The organism is Mycobacterium sp. TY814, from assembly GCF_030755175.1.
Classification (GTDB): Bacteria; Actinomycetota; Actinomycetes; order Mycobacteriales; family Mycobacteriaceae; genus Mycobacterium.
The window spans coordinates 502,497-520,611 of sequence record NZ_JAUFRY010000002.1 but is presented as its reverse complement, the minus strand read 5'-3'; the positions used below and the strand labels follow the sequence as shown (position 1 = coordinate 520,611).

The 18,115-nt window shown below is 69.1% G+C and carries 6 protein-coding genes; all 6 read left to right on the top strand.

The features are described 5' to 3' along the window. The first annotated feature begins 2 nt into the window (after positions 1–2). The 6 genes from QXH22_RS16070 to QXH22_RS16045 all read left to right on the top strand — a co-directional run bounded on the left by QXH22_RS16070 (position 3) and on the right by QXH22_RS16045 (position 18,105). On the top strand, positions 3–1,061 hold the full coding sequence (locus QXH22_RS16070; protein ID WP_306244573.1) for a dihydrodipicolinate reductase: 1,059 nt from the start codon (positions 3–5) through the stop codon (positions 1,059–1,061). A 165-nt stretch (positions 1,062–1,226) separates the two neighbouring features. Next, complete coding sequence (locus tag QXH22_RS16065; protein WP_306244575.1) at positions 1,227–1,682, top strand: MmpS family transport accessory protein; 456 nt, start codon at positions 1,227–1,229, stop codon at positions 1,680–1,682. After that, positions 1,679–4,585 carry an RND family transporter gene (locus tag QXH22_RS16060; RefSeq protein ID WP_306276284.1) on the top strand — a complete coding sequence of 969 codons (2,907 nt, stop codon included), beginning with the start codon at positions 1,679–1,681 and terminating at the stop codon, positions 4,583–4,585. The genes QXH22_RS16065 and QXH22_RS16060 overlap by 4 nt, the downstream gene beginning before the upstream one ends. 289 nt (positions 4,586–4,874) lie before the next feature. Next, positions 4,875–10,232, top strand: a complete 5,358-nt coding sequence (locus tag QXH22_RS16055; RefSeq protein ID WP_306276282.1) for a PPE family protein — start codon at positions 4,875–4,877, stop codon at positions 10,230–10,232. Positions 10,233–10,307: 75 nt separating this feature from the next. Then, complete coding sequence (locus QXH22_RS16050) at positions 10,308–16,472, top strand: PE domain-containing protein (RefSeq protein WP_306276281.1); 6,165 nt, start codon at positions 10,308–10,310, stop codon at positions 16,470–16,472. Positions 16,473–16,569: 97 nt separating this feature from the next. Beyond that, positions 16,570–18,105 (top strand): PecA family PE domain-processing aspartic protease, encoded by a 1,536-nt coding sequence (locus tag QXH22_RS16045; RefSeq protein WP_306276279.1) that lies wholly within the window; start codon positions 16,570–16,572, stop codon positions 18,103–18,105. The last annotated feature ends 10 nt before the right edge of the window (positions 18,106–18,115 follow it).

The following is an 18,115-nucleotide window of genomic DNA, read 5'->3' as shown; positions in this document are numbered from 1 at the left end:
CGATGAGTACAGCCAGCACCGACCGTCCCCTGCGGGTGATCCAGTGGACCACCGGAAACATCGGGCGCCGCTCGTTGCACGCCATCATCGGGCGCCCGGACATGGAACTCGTCGGGGTCTACGCGCACGGGGCGGACAAGGTAGGCGTGGACGCCGCCGAGCTGGCCGGCTGGCCGGAGCCGACCGGGGTGCAGGCGACCAATGACATCGACGCGCTGATCGCGCTGGGCGCCGACGCGTGTTGCTATAACCCGTTGTGGCCCAACATCGATGAGCTGGTGCGGTTGCTGGAATCGGGCGTCAACGTGTGCACCAGCGCGGCGTGGATCACCGGCGGCAAGCAGACTACGCAGGACCGCGAGCGCATCCTCGCGGCGTGCGAACGGGGCGACTCGAGCATCTTCGGCAGCGGCGCGCACCCGGGGATGACGAACATGGTCGGCATGGTGCTCTCGGCGTCCTGCGAGCGTGTCGACGAGATCCGTATCACCGAGTCGGTCGACTGCTCGACCTATGAGTCGGCGGGAACCCAGACCGCGATGGGCTTCTCCCAAGACCCCGCCACACCCGGCCTGGCCGAGAGCGTGCGACGGGAAAGCGAGGTGTTCGCCGAGTCGGCCGCGATGATGGCCGATGCCATCGGCGCGCGGGTGGACCGGATGACCTTCGACGTCACCTTCACCGCCGCGACCGGCGACACAGATTTGGGGTTCATGACCATCCCCGCCGGCACTGTCGGTGGCGTCTACGGATATCACCGCGCCTGGGAAGGCGACCGCAACGTCGTCAGCGTCGGATTCAACTGGACGATGGGCGATCACGTCGTGCCACCCAAGCCGCTCGAGCACGGACACGTGATTCAGGTGTTCGGCCTGCCCAACATGCGCACGGTGCTGCACTGCCTGCCGCCGAAGGATTGGACCGAACCCGGATTCATGGGCCTGGGCATGATCTACACCGCGATGCCGGTGACCAACGCCGTGCCTGCCGTGGTGGCCGCCAGGCCGGGCATCGTGACGCTCGCCGACCTGCCGCCGGTCACCGGCCGGGTCGCGCACTGACTGTGTCCTGCGGCACAGTACCGGCCCCTGACGGAACGCTGCCGTCCACTAAGGGCTAACATACTTAGCCGAGCAAATATTCTGGCGGGGCGCCGGGGGAAGCAAGCTGTCCCACGGCGCGTTACAACCCTTCAGGTGGCCGGAGACTCGTAAAAGGCGGTGGCGATGAAGGCTGGTGCGATCGCGGGTCCCACTACCCGCTTTTTCCGCAAGGCATGGATACCGCTGGTTCTGATTGTGGTGCTGGCCGTCTCCGGACTCGTCGTGTCGCGGCTGCACAAGATCTTCGGATCCCAGGACCTCAACGCCAACGCCGGTGCGGGCATCGAGATCGTCCAGTTCAACCCCAAGGTCGTGAAGTACGACATCTTCGGGCCGGCCGGGGCCACCGCGAACATCAACTACTGGGATGCCGACGCGAACACTCACCAGGTCAACGCGGCGCCGCTGCCGTGGACGTTCACGATCTCGACGACACTGCCCTCGGTCAGCGCCAACATCGTGGCGCAGAGCGACGGCAGCCAGATCGGCTGCCGGATCACGGTCGACAACGTGGTCAAGGAAGAGAAACAGTCCGACGGCGTCAATCCCCAGACCTTCTGCCTGGTGAAGTCGGCATGAGCGACCTCAACCACAGGACGGCCACCGACGACACCACACCGATCACGGTCGAGCCCGCCGCAACCACCGAGCGCGGTCACCGGCCCCTCATCCCCCACACCATCCGCATCTTCGCGGTGCCGATCATCATCGCCTGGGTGGTGCTGACGGTTCTGGTCAACGTCATCGTTCCGACGCTGGAAAAGGTCAGCGAACAACACTCCGCACCGATGACCCCCGTCGACGCCCCGTCGATGGTGGCGATGATGCGACTCGGCCACAACTTCAAGGAGTTCGACTCCAACAGCACGGTCATGATCGTGCTGGAGAGCAAGCAGCCGCTGGGCGACGACGCTCACCGCTACTACGACGGCATCATCCGCCAACTGCGCCAGGATCACGAGCACATCCAGCACATCCAGGACTTCTGGGGTGACCGGCTCACCGCCGCGGGTGCCCAGAGCGCCGACGCCAAAGGTGCCTACGTGATGCTCAACCTCGCGGGTAACCAGGGCACCACGCTGGCCAACGATTCCGTCGACGCGGTCCGAAAGGTGTTGGAGCACAATCCGCCACCGCCCGGGGTGAAGTCCTATGTGACCGGTCCCGCGGCGTTGTCCGACGACATGCACATCATCGGCAACGCCAGCCTGGCCACCATCACTCTGTTCACCCTGGGCGCGATCGCGATCATGCTGCTACTGGTCTACCGATCGATCGTCACCACCCTGGTCCAGTTGTTCATGACCTTCGTCGCGCTCGCCTCGTCACGGGGAATCGTGGCAGTTCTGGGCTACCACAACGTCTTCGGACTGACCACCTTCGCCGCCAACATTCTGACCATGCTGGCGATCGCAGCGGGCACCGACTACGGCATCTTCCTGATCGGGCGCTATCAGGAAGCGCTGCGTGCCGGCGAGGATCGAGAAACCGCGTACTACACCACCTTTCGCGGGGTTGCTCCCGTCGTGCTGGGCTCGGGCCTGACCATCGCCGGTGCGACGTACTGCCTGAGTTTCACCCGGCTGCCCTGGTTCAACACCATGGGTGCACCGGTGGCGATCGGCATGCTGGTGGTCGTGCTGGCCGGCGTGACGCTCGGGCCGGCGGTGGTCTTCGCCGGAAGCAAGTTCCACCTCTTCGAATCCAAGAGCACTGCGCGCCAAGGGCGCATGTGGCGGCGGGTCGGCACCGCGGTGGTGCGTTGGCCCGCACCGATTCTCGCTGTCAGCTCCGCGATCGTCCTGATCGGGATGGTGGCCCTGCCCAGCTACGTGACGAGCTACAACGACCGCTACTACCTGCCCGCGTCGGCCCCGTCCAACCTCGGCCAGCAGGCCGCCGACCGGCACTTCTCGCAGGCGCGGATGGATCCGGACATGCTGATGGTCGAGGCCGACCACGACATGCGCAACCCGGCCGACATGCTGGTGCTGGACCGGGTGGCCAAGAACGTGATGCGCACCATCGGTATTGCCATGGTGCAGGACATCACCAGACCGCTGGGTATCCCGATTCAGCACAGCTCCATACCTTTTCAGAACAGCATGCAGAGCCAGACGACGATGCAGAACATGGCCTTCCTGCAGGACCGCATGAAGGACATCACCAAGATGGCCGACGAGATGCAGTTCATGATCGAGACCATGGAGCGCATGTACAAGGTGACGTCGGAACTGTCCAACGCCGCCGACGACAGCGCCAAAACCACCGCCGAAACCGCCGAGATCACCAACCGCCTGCGTGACCACATCGCCGACTTCGACGATTTCTGGCGCCCGATCCGCAGCTACTTCTATTGGGAGAAGCACTGCTTCGACATTCCCATCTGCTGGTCTTTGCGGTCCCTGTTCGAGTCGCTGGACGGATTCGATCAATTGGCAGGGCAGTTCGACCTGCTGACCAAAGACATCCAGCGCACGGCGGATGCCACGCACTCGATGCTGGTGCTGATCCCGCCGATGATCACCACGATGAAGACGACCAAAGCGCTGACGCTGACCATGCAAGCGACTTTCTCGGCAATGCTGGATCAGATGAAGGCGCTCAGCGACACCGCCGTGGTGATGGGCCAGAGTTTCGACGCCTCCAAGAACGACGACTTCTTCTACCTGCCGCCCGAGGCGTTCGACAACCCGGACTTCCAGACCGGTCTGCGGATGTTCCTGTCGCCGGACGGCAAGTCTGCGCGATTCTTCATCACCCACCAGGGCGATCCGATGACGCCGGAAGGGATTTCGCGCGTCGATTCGGAACGGACCGCGGCGCAGGAGGGTCTCAAGCAATCCTCGCTGTCCGACGCGAAGGTGTATCTGGGCGGTACCGCCGCGACGTTCAAGGACATGCATGACGGCGCCAAGTACGACCTGATGATCGCGGTGGTCTCAGCGCTGACCCTGATCTTCATGATCATGCTGCTGCTGACCCGCAGCGTGGTGGCCGCACTGGTGATCGTCGGTACGGCGGCGAGCTCCATCGCCGCGTCATTCGGGCTGTCGGTGCTGATCTGGCAGGACCTGTTCGGTATCAAGATCCACTGGATCGTGATGGCGCTGTCGGTGATCATCCTGTTGGCCGTCGGTTCGGACTACAACCTGCTACTGGTCTCCCGGTTCAAAGAAGAAATTCATGCCGGGCTCAAGACGGGCATCATCCGGTCGATGGCCGGCACCGGCGGCGTGGTGACCGCCGCCGGCCTGGTGTTCGCGTTCACCATGGCGTCGATGCTCGGTAGCGACCTGCGGGTGCTCGGTCAGTTCGGATCAACGGTGTGTATCGGCCTGCTGCTCGACACGTTGATCGTGCGCACGCTGTTGATGCCGTCCATCGCGACTTTGCTGGGGCGGTGGTTCTGGTGGCCGCAAGTGGTACATCCGCGCGGCAGCGATAATGTATTCATTCCGGCGAAAGCGGTCTCCCGCTGAATTCGCGCGAGTCGCTTTCCAGTGAGAATGCACTAAGCGCGCATATCCCGCGCACATCAACGGTTGCCGCCCGCTGAGCGCCTACCATTACTTCGGAGGATCGACCACCCGTTTTGGCTCTGCTAGGCAATGTGCACAATCAGTTTGGGCAATGTGCACACCCTTTGTGGTGTCCGCACATTTCGCGTAGTGGCTTTTTCGAATAGCGCAATGCCGGCGCCCGCCGAGATATAAGCTCACCTCCTCAATCGAACGGGGATTCCGCGATGTTTCAGCAGAGGTGGGGCAGTTGAGCTTTTTCGTTCTTCCGCCGGAGGTCAACTCGGCGCTGATGCACGGCGGTGCGGGTTCCGGACCTTTGCTGACGGCCGCCGCTGCCTGGGAGGGACTATCCGCCGAACTGGGCTCGGCCGCGGAATCGTTCAACTCGGTCACGTCAGGGTTGATTGCCGGGTCCTGGCAAGGACCCTCGGCGGCAGCGATGGCGGCGGCCGCGTCGCCGTACGCGGGATGGCTGGCCGCGGCCGCGGCCGCGGCCGACTCGTCGGCAGTGCAGGCGCGTGCGGTGGTGAGTGCCTTCGAGGCAGCGTTGGCGGCCACGGTGCACCCGGCGGTCGTTGCGGCGAACCGGTCGCAGTTCGTGTCACTCGCGCTGTCCAACCTGTTCGGCCAGAACATGCCCGCGCTCGCCGCCACCGAATTCGATTACGAGGCGATGTGGGCGCAGGACGTGGCCGCCATGGCCGGATACCACCTGGACGCGTCGTCGCTGGTGTCGGGGTTGCAGTCCTTCACCCGACCGGCCCAGTTGCTCGGCGGGATCTCCGGCCTGATGACCGCCGCCGACTCGGTGGCCGCGACGGCGCAGGGAATCGCCGGCGGCCCCGGTGCGCCGGTCTCGAGTACGGGGCCCGTCCCGGGCGGCCTTCCCGGGATTCTGGGCCAGCCGGGCACGGGATTCGTCAGCGCCGGTATCGCACGGACTCTCGTCTCCGGCGCCGCGGGAGCGGCTGCGGCTGACCTCGGTCTGCTCGGCCTGCTGAATGCGGGCAATCCACTCACCGGATTCTTGAGCGCCACCGGCCCCAGCTTCGACATCTTCCCGATCACCCTTCCCCTGGAACTGAACGTCGCCGGAGCCGTCGGCCCGATCACCATCGAACCGATTCAGATCCTTCCGACCATCCCACTGAACTTCCACCAGACCTTCTTGCTGGGGCCGCTGACCGTTCCACCCATCCACGTCCCGGCAATCCCGTTGGTGGACTTCAGCATTCCGATCGACATCGGCCCCTTGACGGTGTCGCCCATCACCCTGGTGCCGGCCATCGAGTTCCCCACTCAGATCATCACCATTCCCGGATTCAATCTGGTGCCGGGCGGCATTCAGACGTCCGGACTGTGGGCGGGGCCCCTCTTCCTGAGCCAGGGCGTCTTCATCAACCCCGGCGTCAATCCCATCGCCGCGCAGCTGAGCTACACGACCCCTGCGCTCACGCTGTTCCCGGGCGGTTTGAGCATCCCCGACGCCCCGCTGCACTTCGATGTCGGCATCAAGGCCGGCACCGGGGCCTTCACCATCCCCGGATTCTCCCTGCCCGAGCACGCCATTCCGCTGACGATCAGCACGGCCGGCCAGATCGACGGCTTCAGCACGCCGAGGATCACCATCGACGCGATCCCGGCGTCAGTGGATACCGTCGTCCGCGCCGATCGCGTGGTGCCCCTGTTCCCACTTCCGTCGATTCCCCTCACGATCACGGCCAATGGCATCGTGGGGCCCGTCCACGTCGCACCCATCGCCATACCGCAGGCGCACGCCGCGATCACCAACGCGACCGTCAGCATCGGCAGCTTCACCGTTCCCGAGATCGCCATTCCGCAGATACCGCTGCACGCGACGGGCACCGTGGCCCTGGCCCAGAACACCATTTCCTCGGTCAACCTTCTCGACCCGCTCAATCTCACCGGGCAGCTCCAGCTCGGCCCGATCAGCGGCCCGAACGCACGCATCGACATCGCCAGCATGAGTCTGGGCAGCGGCCTGCCTTCTCTCGTTCTGAGAAACATCAACGTCGCGGTCGACGCCCTTTTCTACGGTCCGCAGACTCTCGATCTGGCGACCACCCCACTGGCATTGCCCGACATCAGCATTCCCGCACAGAACATCGTCACTCTGGGCCTCAACGGCGGCATCAATCCCATGACGTTGTTCCCGGGTGGCCTCACATTCCCGGAAAACTCGGTCAGCCTCACCAATTTCTCCGTCGGCTCCGATCCGTTCACCGTTTTTCCGGACGGCTTCCGCATCGATCAATTCCCGTTCAGAATCAACGCCACGGTGCTCTCGCCGACCCCGGTGCCCACCACCGGGAGCATCGGTCCCATCCATATTCCGGCGGCGCCGCTCATTCAGGCGATCCGTGCGGGGGGAACCGGCAACATCAACCTGAACCTCGGCTTACCCACTATTCCCACCCCCGCCATCGGCCTGGGCTTGAACGGCATCACGAACTATGGATTCGTCACGCAAGAGCCCATTGTCATTCCGCCGTTCGGCACCACCGGAACCCTTACCAGCGAGCCAATCGGCATCAATGTCAACATCGGTTCGATACCGTTCACTCTCCGGGGCATACCGGTCATAGGCGGACAACTCGAAGGAAACGTCTTCGCCTTCGTCGTCAATCAGGGTATCGATGCAATGACGGTGCCGCTCGATTTCATGACGTCGCCCATCGCCATTCCGCCGCTTTCGCTGGGCGGGTCGATTCCAATCGATATTCCGTTGGACATCGTCTCCGCCGCCACCATCCCGGGCATCGGCTATACACAGTCGATTCCGCTCGACTTCGCGACGGAAATACCGCAGTTCACCATTCCGGAAACACTTATTCCCGCCATCCCGATCGGATCGAACCTCGCCCTGCCGGGGAGCATCGGGCCGCAACTGGGCGACGTGCTGACCTCCGGTACGACCTGGCTCCAGCAGCAGTTGATGAACGCGGGACTGGGCAACGCCGGTGTATACAACTTCGGCAGCGGCAACCTGGGCAGTCTCAACCTCGGCAACGGCAACATCGGCAGCTACAACCTGGGTGGCGGAAATATCGGCGATGCCAACATCGGTTGGGGCAACGGTGCTTTAGGCGCCCTGGTGGGCAAGAATGTCGGCCTCGGCAACGCCGGGTCGGGCAACTTCGGATTCGGCAACGCCGGGTCGGGCAACATCGGGTTCGGCAATACCGGCACCGGCAACGTCGGCATCGGGCTGGTCGGCGACAACCAGAACGGTTTCGGCGGCTGGAACTCCGGAACCGGCAACATCGGCCTGTTCAACTCCGGCACCAACAACGTCGGCTTCTTCAACTCGGGCAGCAACAACGTCGGTATCGGCAACTCCGGTCTGGGCAGCACCGGCCTCTTCAACGCCGGCAACTTCAGCAGCGGACTGGGCAATGCCGGCGAGCGCAATCTGGGCTTCTTCAACGCGGGTAACGCCAACCTCGGCGCGTTCAACCCCGGCAATGTCAACTCCGGCCTGTTCAACAGCGGCGACGGCAATGTCGGATTGGCCAATTCGGGTGACTTCAATGACGGGATATTGATCTCCGGCGACCACAGCATCGGCGCACTCTTCACGGGCGACTACCAGAATGTGGCCGACCCCAGTCTGGGGATCACCCTTCTGGACATCAACCAGAACCTCGGTCCCGTCCACATCGACCCCATTCACGTTCCAGGGGTGCCGATCAACATCAACGAGACCATTTACATCAATCCCTTCACCGTGCCGCAGATCGACGTGCCCGCAATACCGGTGGAAATCCACCAAGGCGTGGCGCTGCCCGCCATCACCCTCTTCGAGGGCCTCAACATGCCGGCGCAGCAGATCGTGATTCCGCTCAACATCCCCGCCAGCACCGCGTCGACGCTGCAGCTTCCGGCGATCGGCTTCAACGCCCAATACAAGCCCGACAACCTGCCCCCGTGGTCGTTCGGGCAGTTCGCGATCAGCCAGCAGCTGAACACTCTGGGACCGACCGCCGGCATCCTCGTCCAGAACGGGGCCACCGATGCCCGGACCGGCAGCATCACGCTGAACCTTCCGGACATCAACATCCCGCGAATTGCGACCTCCCCGATTCCCCTGACCATCGACACCCACGGCGGCATCCCCGCCTTCACCCTGTTCCCCGGTGGACTGTCCATCCCGCAGAACCCGATTCCGGTCACCTACACGCTGACCGGCGGCCTGCAGCCGTTCACGATCTTCCCGGACGGCTACACGATCGACCCCATTCCGCTGCACGTGCACCTCGACGCCACCCTGCTCAACCCCATCGACGGCATTCCCCCGTCACTCAACCTGGTCGATTTCCAGTTCTCCGGCGGCCTGGGCCCGGTAAAGATCCCGGACCTCCCCATTCCCACCATTCCTCTGGGCCTCAATTTCGGCCTGAGCCATGGGGCTTTCACCATCCCGCCGATCGAGCTTCCGAACATCCCCATCGACATCACCGGCGACATCGGCCTGGGTCCGATCGGCATCCCGTCCCAAACGATTCCCGCGATCTTCAACGACCCGTTGGCGACCATCCATTTCGACGCGTTCAAGACCGCGGCGACGAAGATATCGCCATTCGTCATATGGACCAGCGGCAATGCGCCCTGGGACCCGGTCCCCGCGCCTACGGGGGCCTATATCTCGATCGGTTCGGGTCCGCTGACCGACCTGCTCTTTGTCAACCCCCTCGTCCTCGGCAGCGCGACCCAGGATCCGTATTCGATAATCTTCAGCGGCGGCACGCACGCGTTCAACACGCCGGCCGTCATGATCGACAAGATTCCGTTTGGCTTCCGGTTGCCGGGCGGTGTCGACGGCGCCACGCTCTTCCCGAACGGACTGACCTTCCCGGCCAACAACCTGGTTGACCTCAATCTCTCCGCCGGGCCGAAGGGCTTCACCATTCCCGCCCGAACCATCCCCGCCATCCAGGCCAGCCTGGACGCCATCGTCAAACTGGCCACCCCGGACAACCTGCTGCCGCCCTACAAACTGCTCTACGTCACCGCCAACGGAGGCATCGGCCCCGCCGTACTCCCCTCGTTCCACATTCCGTCGATTCCGCTGGGCTTCGACCTCGGCGGCGGCATCGGTCCGATCACCATTCCGTCCTTCTCCACACCGCCCCTTCACCTGGGACTCGACCCGAGCGCAACCGCGGGCCCAGTCTCGGTCCAGCCCATCAGCATCCCCCAGCTGGCCGCCGACGCGTTCCTGCATTTCGACGAGATCAAGACCGGCCTTGCGACCACCACCGGTGCGATCTATTTCAGTGGAGGCCTTGTCCCGCAGATCAATCTCGGCGGATCCAGCACCAGCACGACGCCCGCATGGGAAATCCCGTGGTTCACCGTGGCGACCCCACCAGGCGGCATTCCCGGATTCTCCATCCCCGTGGACCCGATCGAAGTCGGCCTGCCGCTGTCGGTGACCATCCCGTCGCTGACCTTCCCGGGTCTGACAATTCCGCGAATTCCGTTGGGGCAGGGGCTGTCCGGTGCTTTGCCGGCGTTCGATCTGCCGTCGATCACGATCGACCGGATTCCGATCAGCTTTGCCGGCCCGCTCACGCTGTTCTAGAGGCGCCGATGATCCCTCGTCCGATCGATTGCACAGCACACTTGCCCGCTTCCGAAGACTGATTCAGAGGTGCCGATGTCTTACGTCATTGCAACACCGGCGGCCCTGGCCGCGGCGTCGACGAACCTGTTCGACATCGGCGAGTCGATCCGGGCCGCCAGCGCGGCCGCGGCGTCGCCGACGACGGGCATCGCGGCCGCGGCCGCCGACGAGGTCTCGGCGGCGATCGCGCGACTGTTCGGCACCTTCGGCCAGGAATACCAGGCGGCCAGCGCGCAGGCCGCAGCGGCGAATGACCAGTTTGTCCAGGCATTCCAGCGGGGCGCGGCGGCGTATGAGCGCATCGAGTTCGGCAACGCCGGGCTGCTGCAACCGCTGTTGGACAGCCCGCTGGCGACGGGCCTGATGGGCCTCGTCAATGCCCCCAGCGAACTGCTGACGGACCGGCCGATCATCGGCGACGGCGCGGACGGCAGGGCGGGCACTGGTGAGAACGGCGGCGACGGTGGCTGGGTGTCCGGCAACGGCGGCAGGGGTGGTTCCGGCGCGCCGGGCCAGCAGGGCGGCGCCGGCGGCAATGCCGGCGCCAACGGCAATGGGGGCGCCGGCGGTGCCGGTGGCGATGCCGTCACCCCGGGTGGGCGCGGGGGCGACGGTGGGCGCGGCGGCAATGGTGGAACGACGACCGGTTTCGCCGGCACCGGCGGCGCGGGTGGGGCGGGTGCGCCCGGCGCCGCGGGGCAAGCCGGCGGCGCCGGCGGAAGCGGCGGGGCCGGCGGTGCCAGCCAGATGTTGGGTCTGGCCAGCGGGGGCGCCGGCGGTGCGGGCGGTGTCGGCGGGGCGGGTGGTGCCGGCCTTCCGGGTGCTGCGGGCGGAGCAGGTGGAGCCGGCGGCGTCGGCGGCGCCGGCGGACCGGGAAGCATCGCAGGAAAATTGGGCGTCGCGGGGGTCGGCGGTGACGGCGGTGTCGGTGGTGCGGGTGGAGCGGGCATCAGCACCCCCGGGGCCGGTGGCGACGGCGGGGCGGGCGGGCACGGCGGCGATGCCGGAGCCGGCGGCACCGGTGTCGGAGGCGGTGGCTTCGGTCGCGGCGGCAATGGCGGGGCCGGCGGTGCCGGAGCCGACGGCGCCGGCGGCGCTGTGGGCGCGACCGGGTTCGCGGGCGGCCGCGGCGGCGCCGGCGGGGCGGGCGGCAGCTCCGGAGCGGGCGGCACCGCGGGCAGCGGTGGGGTCGGGGGCGCCGGCGGTCACGGCGGCAACGGTGGCATCGCCGCTACCGGCTCCGGTCTGCAAGGCGGCGGCGGTGGTCAGGGCGGCGACGGCGGCGCAGGCGGAGCCGGTGGCGCGGGTACCACCGGCATCGGCGGCAACGCCGGAAACGGCGGTGCCGGCGGTGACGGCGGAAAGGCCGGCGCCAGCAACGGAGCCGGCAGCGCCGGCGGCGCCGGCGGAAACGGTGGCGCGGCGGGGGCCGCAGGTACCGGCGCCGCAACGGGCCACGGCGGTACCGGGGGTCACGGCGGCAACGGCGGGGACGGGAGCAGCGGCGTCAACGGCGGGTCCGGCAAGGCCGGGTTCGCCGGTGGCAACGGGGGTATCGGCGGCAACGGCGGCGATGGCGGCGCGATGGGCACCGGCGGCAACGCCGGCAATGGCGGCGCCGGAGGTTCCGGTGGAAAAGGCTACTCAAGTACCAGCGGCGGCGGGGGGTTGACCGCTCCGTCCGGAGGGGCCGGCGGTAACGGTGGCGACGCCGGCAAGGCGGGCACCGGTTTAACCGCGGGTCGCGGCGGTGTCGGGGGTAACGGCGGTGCCGGTGGCGGAGGCGGAGACGGTGCCGCGGGCGGAGTCTCCGGAGCCGGTGACAACGGTGGCGCCGGCGGGGCCGGCGGCAATGGCGGCAGCGGCGGCGTTACCGGGACCGGCGGCAATGCCGGCAACGGCGGAGACGGCGGCAAGGGCGGTGCCGGTGGCGGCAAAGCCACCTCTGGCCTACCCGGGAGCAAAGGCGGCGCCGGCGGGAACGGCGGAAACGCCGGTGTCGCGGGTAGTGGCGCCGTTCAGGGTGGCGGCGGCACCGGGGGTAGCGGCGGAAACGGTGGAAACGGCGGCGTTGGCGGAAACGGCGCGCTCGGCGCCAACGGAACCAAAGGCGGCAGCGGCGGCGCCGGCGGTAACGGTGGTGCCGCCGGCGTCAATGGCACCGGCGGCAACGCCGGCAACGGCGGCGCGGGTGGTAACGGCGGCAACGCGGGTAACGACACTGGCACGGGTGGCGCGACGGCGCCGTCCGGCGGCAATGGCGGCCACGGGGGTGACGCCGGCCAGGCCGGCACCGGTGGCAAAGCCGCAGGGCATGGGGGCAACGGCGGCGACGGCGGAGCCGGCGGCCGAGGCGCCGACGGCAACGCGAGCACTGTCATCGGCGCTGCGGGCGACGCCGGCGGCGACGGCGGGACCGGCGGTAACGGCGGGAGCGGCGGCGCCACCGGTACCGGCGGCAAAGCCGGAGATGGTGGTGCCGGCGGCAATGGCGGCAACGGTCTCACCGCTGCGGGGGCACCCGGCACCAACGGTGGTGCGGGCGGCAACGGCGGCAACGCGGGCGCGGGCGTCGGAGGCGCCGGTGGCAGCGGCGGCAACGGCGGAAACGGCGGAAACGGTAATGCCGGCGCGGCCGGCAGCGCCGGGACCGACGGTGCCCGTGGCGGGGCCGGCGGCAACGGCGGCAACGCCACCGGCACCGGCGGCATCGGCGGCAAAGCCGGCAACGGCGGGGCCGGCGGGACCGGTGGTGATGGCGGGGCCGACACCGGCACGGGCGGAGCCACCGCCCCGGCCGGCGGCAAAGGAGGCAACGGCGGCGACGCCGGCAACGGCGGCAACGGCGACACCGTTGGCAGCGGCGGCGTCGGCGGCGCCGGCGGGGCCGGCGGCAAAGGCGCGAACGGCAACGCTGGTGGCGTCGGGACGACCGGTGATCACGGCGGCGCCGGCGGCGCCGGCGGAAATGGCGGCAACGCCGCGGGTAAGGGCAGCATCGGCGGAAAGGCCGGCAACGGCGGCGCCGGCGGCAACGGGGGCACCGGTTACTCCGCTGCAGGCAGCAGTGGCGGCACCGGGGGCAACGGCGGCACCGGCGGCAACGCCGGCACCGGCGGTAACGGAGCCGTCGCCGGCAGTGGCGGCACCGGCGGCAACGGCGGTACCGGCGGCAACGGCGGTAAAGGCAGCGAGGGTGCGGCCGGCGCAGCCGGAACCGCCGGCGGCAACGGCGGCACTGGAGGCAACGGCGGCAACGCGACCGGCACCGGCAGCATCGGCGGCAAGGCCGGCGATGGGGGCAACGGCGGCCACGGCGGAAAGGGCGGTGCCGACATCGGCGGCGGCGGGGCCACCGCGCCGGCGGGCGGTGCCGGCGGAAACGGCGGCAACGCCGGCACGGCAGGTACCGGGACCACGAAAGGCAGCGGCGGCATCGGCGGTAACGGCGGTGACGGCGGCAGCGGTGCTACCGGCAGAGGCGGAACCGACATCGCCGGCAAGACAGGCGATGCCGGCGGTCTGGGTGGGGCCGGCGGCATCGGCGGCAACGCCTCGGGCGCCGGCGGAAAAGCGGGCAACGGCGGATCGGGCGGCAGCGGCGGCGACGGCGGAGCCGGAGGCACCGACACCGGGACCGGCGGCACGACAGCCCCCGCCGGCGGCGCGGGCGGCCGGGGCGGCGCGGGTGGCCGTCCGGGCGCGGCGAGCGGTGGTGCCGCCGGTGGTATCGGCGGCACGGGTGGTACCGGCGGCACCGGTGGCACCGGCGGCGTAGGCGCCGCCGGCGACCACGGCGGCGCGGGCGGCGCCGGCGGCCTCGGCGGCAACGGCGGCAACGCCTCCGGTACCGGCGGCAAGGCCGGCAATGCCGGCAACGGCGGCGCGGGCGGCCGCGGCGGTGATGCAGGCTCCGACCTCGGCTCCGGCGGCTCCGGCGCACCGTCCGGCGGCGCCGGCGGCAAGGGCGGCAACGCCGGCGCAGCGGGCTCAGGCGGTACCGGCGCGGGCAAGGGCGGTGTCGGTGGTGCCGGCGGAGACGGCGGCAACGGCGGCGCCGGCACTGACAACAGCGGCAGAGGCGGCGGTAACGGCGGTGCCGGCGGGGTCGGCGGCACCGCCGCAGGCACGGGCAGCGTCGGCGGCGCCGGCGGCAAGGGCGGCACGGGCGGTACCGGTGGCACGGGCAGCGATGCGGCTCTCAATTCGGGCCTGGCCGGCGGCAACGGCGGCGTCGGCGGACTCGGCGGCAACGGCGGTAACGGCGGCGTCGGCGGCACCACCGGCGGCAAGGGCGGCGGCGGCGGTAACGGCGGCACCGGAGGTGTCAGCGGAGTCAGCGAGGGCAGCGGAGCCGTCGGCGGCGCCGGCGGCAGGGCCGGCAACGGTGGCAACGGCGGCAACGGCGGCACAACCGGTGGCAGCGCAGGCAGCGGTGGCGACGGCGGCAACGGCGGCAACGGCGGCGCCGACGCCGGGAAGGGCGGCGTGACGGCACCTTCGGGTGGCGCCGGTGGCAATGGCGGTGACGCCGGCAAAGCGGGTACCGGCGGTGCCGCCGCGGGCAGCGGCGCAGCCGGCGGCAACGGCGGCACTGGCGGCAAGGGCAGCCACGGCAACAGCGGCGTGGCCGGCACCGTGGGAGACGCGGGCGGCAACGGCGGCGCGGGCGGCAACGGCGGTAACGCCATCGGTGCCGGGAGCATCGGCGGCAAAGCCGGCAGCGGCGGCGCGGGCGGCAACGGCGGCACCGGCGGCAACGGTGTCACGGGCTCCGGTGCCGGTAACGCCGGCGGTGCCGGCGGTGCGGGTGGCAACGCCGGCGCCACCGGCACGGGCAGCACGCAGGGCAGTGGTGGCCGAGGCGGCGACGGCGGCGCCGGCGGCGCCGGCGGCAACGGCCTCACCGGTGCGACTGGCAAAGCGGGCGACACCGGCGGTACCGGCGGCAAGGGCGGCGACGGCGGAACCTCCACCGGCACCGGAGGTGTCAGCGGCAGCGGTGGCACCGGCGGCAACGCCGGCAATGGCGGGAACGCCGGCGCCGACAACGGCGCGGGCGGCGTAAGCGCCCCGGCCGGCGGTGCCGGCGGAGTAGGCGGCAACGGCGGCAGTGCCGGCGCCAACAGCAACGGCGCCGCATCCGGGAACGGCGGCGGCGGCGGCAAGGGCGGCAACGGCGGCAACGGCGCTCAGGGCATCAACGCGGGCGCGTCTTTCGCTGCTGACGCGGGCGGCAGCGGCGGGGCCGGCGGCAAGGGCGGCAACGGCGGCAACTCCGGCCCGGGTGGAACCAACGGCGCCAGCGGCAGCGGCGGCCACGGGGGCAACGGCGGCACCGGCGGCAACGGCGGGCCTCTCGGCGACGACGTCGGCCGGGGCGGCGACGGCGGCAACGGCGGCGCCGCAGGGATCGCCGGCAAGGGTGGCGCTCTCAGCGCCGTCGGCGGTACCGGCGGCAACGGCGGCTCCGGTGGCAAGGGCGGCAACGGCAGTCCCGCTGCGCCGGGCGGAGCCGGCGGCAACGGCGGCAGCGGTGGCGAAGGTGGCATCGGCGACCTCACCGCGGCGGGCGGCAACGGTGGCGGCGGCGGCCAGGGCGGTAACGGCGGCAGCAACACCACGTCGATCCCCGCCAAGGGCGGTGTCGGCGGGCGCGGCGGCGACGGCGGGGCCGGTGGCGCGAGCACAGGCGCCGTCACGACCAACATCGGCGGTACCGGCGGCAGCGGTGGCACCGGCGGCAGTGGCGGCACCGGCAGTTCGAGCAAAGGCACGAATGCCCCAACCTTGGGCGGTGTCGGCGGAGGCGGCGGCAACGGCGGTAGGGGTGGTGACGCCGGCAGCTTCAATGGCTCGACCTTTGTCGGTGGCACGGCCGGCAACGGCGGGGCCGCCGGGAACGGCGGCACCGGCGGCACCGGCGGCGCGGGCCTGCCCAGCTCGGGCTTCACCGGCGCGAAGGGCGGTGACGGCGGCACCGCCGGCAAGGGCGGCGACGGCGGCACCAGCGGGGCCGGGGGCACGAACGGCGCCGGCGCCAACGGCGGCACCGGCGGCTCCGGCGGCACGGGCGGCACCGGCAGTACAGGCGGCAAAGGCACCGGTGGTGGCGACGGCGTCACGGGCGGTCCCGCAGTCGGCAGCACCGGCGGCACCGGCGGCAAGGGCGGGACTGGCGGCCCCGGCGGTGTCTGATCCGGCTACGTACACCAGGCCAACTCCGGAGCGTCCACTCCGGAGTTACAGTTCGAGCACTGTCGCCGGCGACAGCGCGTAGCGATTGGGGGCTGCCGTGTCTTTCGTGCTTGTGTCTCCGGAACAGTTGATATCCGCAACGGCGAATCTGCAGACCGTCGGGTCTGCCCTGCAGGCAATGAATACTTCGGCGGCGCTTCGCACCGGGAATCTGGCCGCTGCGAGCGCCGATGAGGTCTCCGAGGCGATTGCGACTTTCTTTGCCGAGCACGGCCAGCAGTACCAGCAGGCGGCCGAGCAGTTTTCCGTTTCCTACGAGCAATTCCGGGTCAGGATTCTGGAAACCGCGCGCGAATATGCCGTCGCCGAAATCGCTCTCGCCAAATACCTGGCCTCCAATGTGTCGCACCTCATCAACGACCCGGTGCTGGAGGCAACCGGGCGCCCACTCTTCGGTGACGGCGTCGACGGCTACACCACGGCTCAAGGCGTGGGAACGCCGGGCGGAGCCGGCGGCTGGCTGTTCGGTAACGGGGGCACCGGCGGCGTCAGCGTCCGCTACGGAGTGGCCGGAGGCGCCGGCGGCGCGGGCGGTTTGTTGGTGGGCAACGGAGGCACCGGCGGCCGCAATCTCTACGGCGGCATGCCCGGCGGCGCGGGCGGGTCGGCGGGTCTGATCGGTATCGGCGGCACGGGCGGGGCCAGCGGGCCCGGCGGCGTGGGCGGCATGGGCGGTCGGGGCGGCCTGCTGGGCGAGCCCGGCACCGCAGGGATCAGCACCGCACTGGGTCCGAATCAAACGCTGATCTATCCCGGTCAGTACGGCAGCCCGATGCTGAATATCACGGTGGGTGGCGGACCGACGTCGCCCGTCATCGTCGACTCCGGCGCATCCGGGCTGGTAGTGCCGCCGAGCTACGTCGATCTGGCCACTCTCGGCGCCCCCACCGGCACGGGCAGCGTCAGTTACGGCGGCACGCTGCTAGTCAATTACCAGACGTATCAAACCACCCTGAACTTCGGAAACGGAATCGTCACGGAACCGACCACCGTCGGCGTCGCCACCTCGGCTTCGCTGGGCGGAACAGCGGTGGATCTGTCGACCCTGCCCGCCTACCTCGGCGTGGGCCAGAACAACGACTTTCCGTTCCCCACTTCGGTGATCGAAGCGCTACCTGATCACCTGGACGACGGAGTGCTGGTCAACCTGCCACGCGGCACGATGCAGTTCGGACCCAATCCGCTGCCCCCCTATGTCGGGTTGGGCGGATCCCCGAGAACCGTTGTGCAAGTTCAGATCAACCATGAACTACCGCAGACCGTCGGCGCATTCATCGATACCGGGGGTGCACTCGGAGCCGTCCCGCAGTCGCTGGTGCCGGGCCTCAACATCGGTAACCACCTGCCGGCGGGAACGGTAATCACCGTCTCCACCATCAACGGTGTGCCCCTCTACACGCAGACGGTCACAGCCGATAACACCCCATTTGTTGTCACCTCAGCGACCGGCCCAACCTATGGTTCCGGCTATTACGTGTTCAACACGGGGTCCTACCCCTTCTCACTGTTGCCCGTCTATTTCCAGAACACCGCTGACGGAATAGGCAGGACGGTCTTCGTCCAGCAGGTCTGACGCGCCGCAG

Bases quoted from the DNA above. Each gene is read 5' to 3' on its own strand.
- QXH22_RS16070 (WP_306244573.1), top strand. From the start codon at position 3: ATGAGTACAGCCAGCACCGACCGTCCCCTGCGGGTGATCCAGTGGACC.
- QXH22_RS16065 (WP_306244575.1), top strand. From the start codon at position 1,227: ATGAAGGCTGGTGCGATCGCGGGTCCCACTACCCGCTTTTTCCGCAAG.
- QXH22_RS16060 (WP_306276284.1), top strand. From the start codon at position 1,679: ATGAGCGACCTCAACCACAGGACGGCCACCGACGACACCACACCGATC.
- QXH22_RS16050 (WP_306276281.1), top strand. From the start codon at position 10,308: ATGTCTTACGTCATTGCAACACCGGCGGCCCTGGCCGCGGCGTCGACG.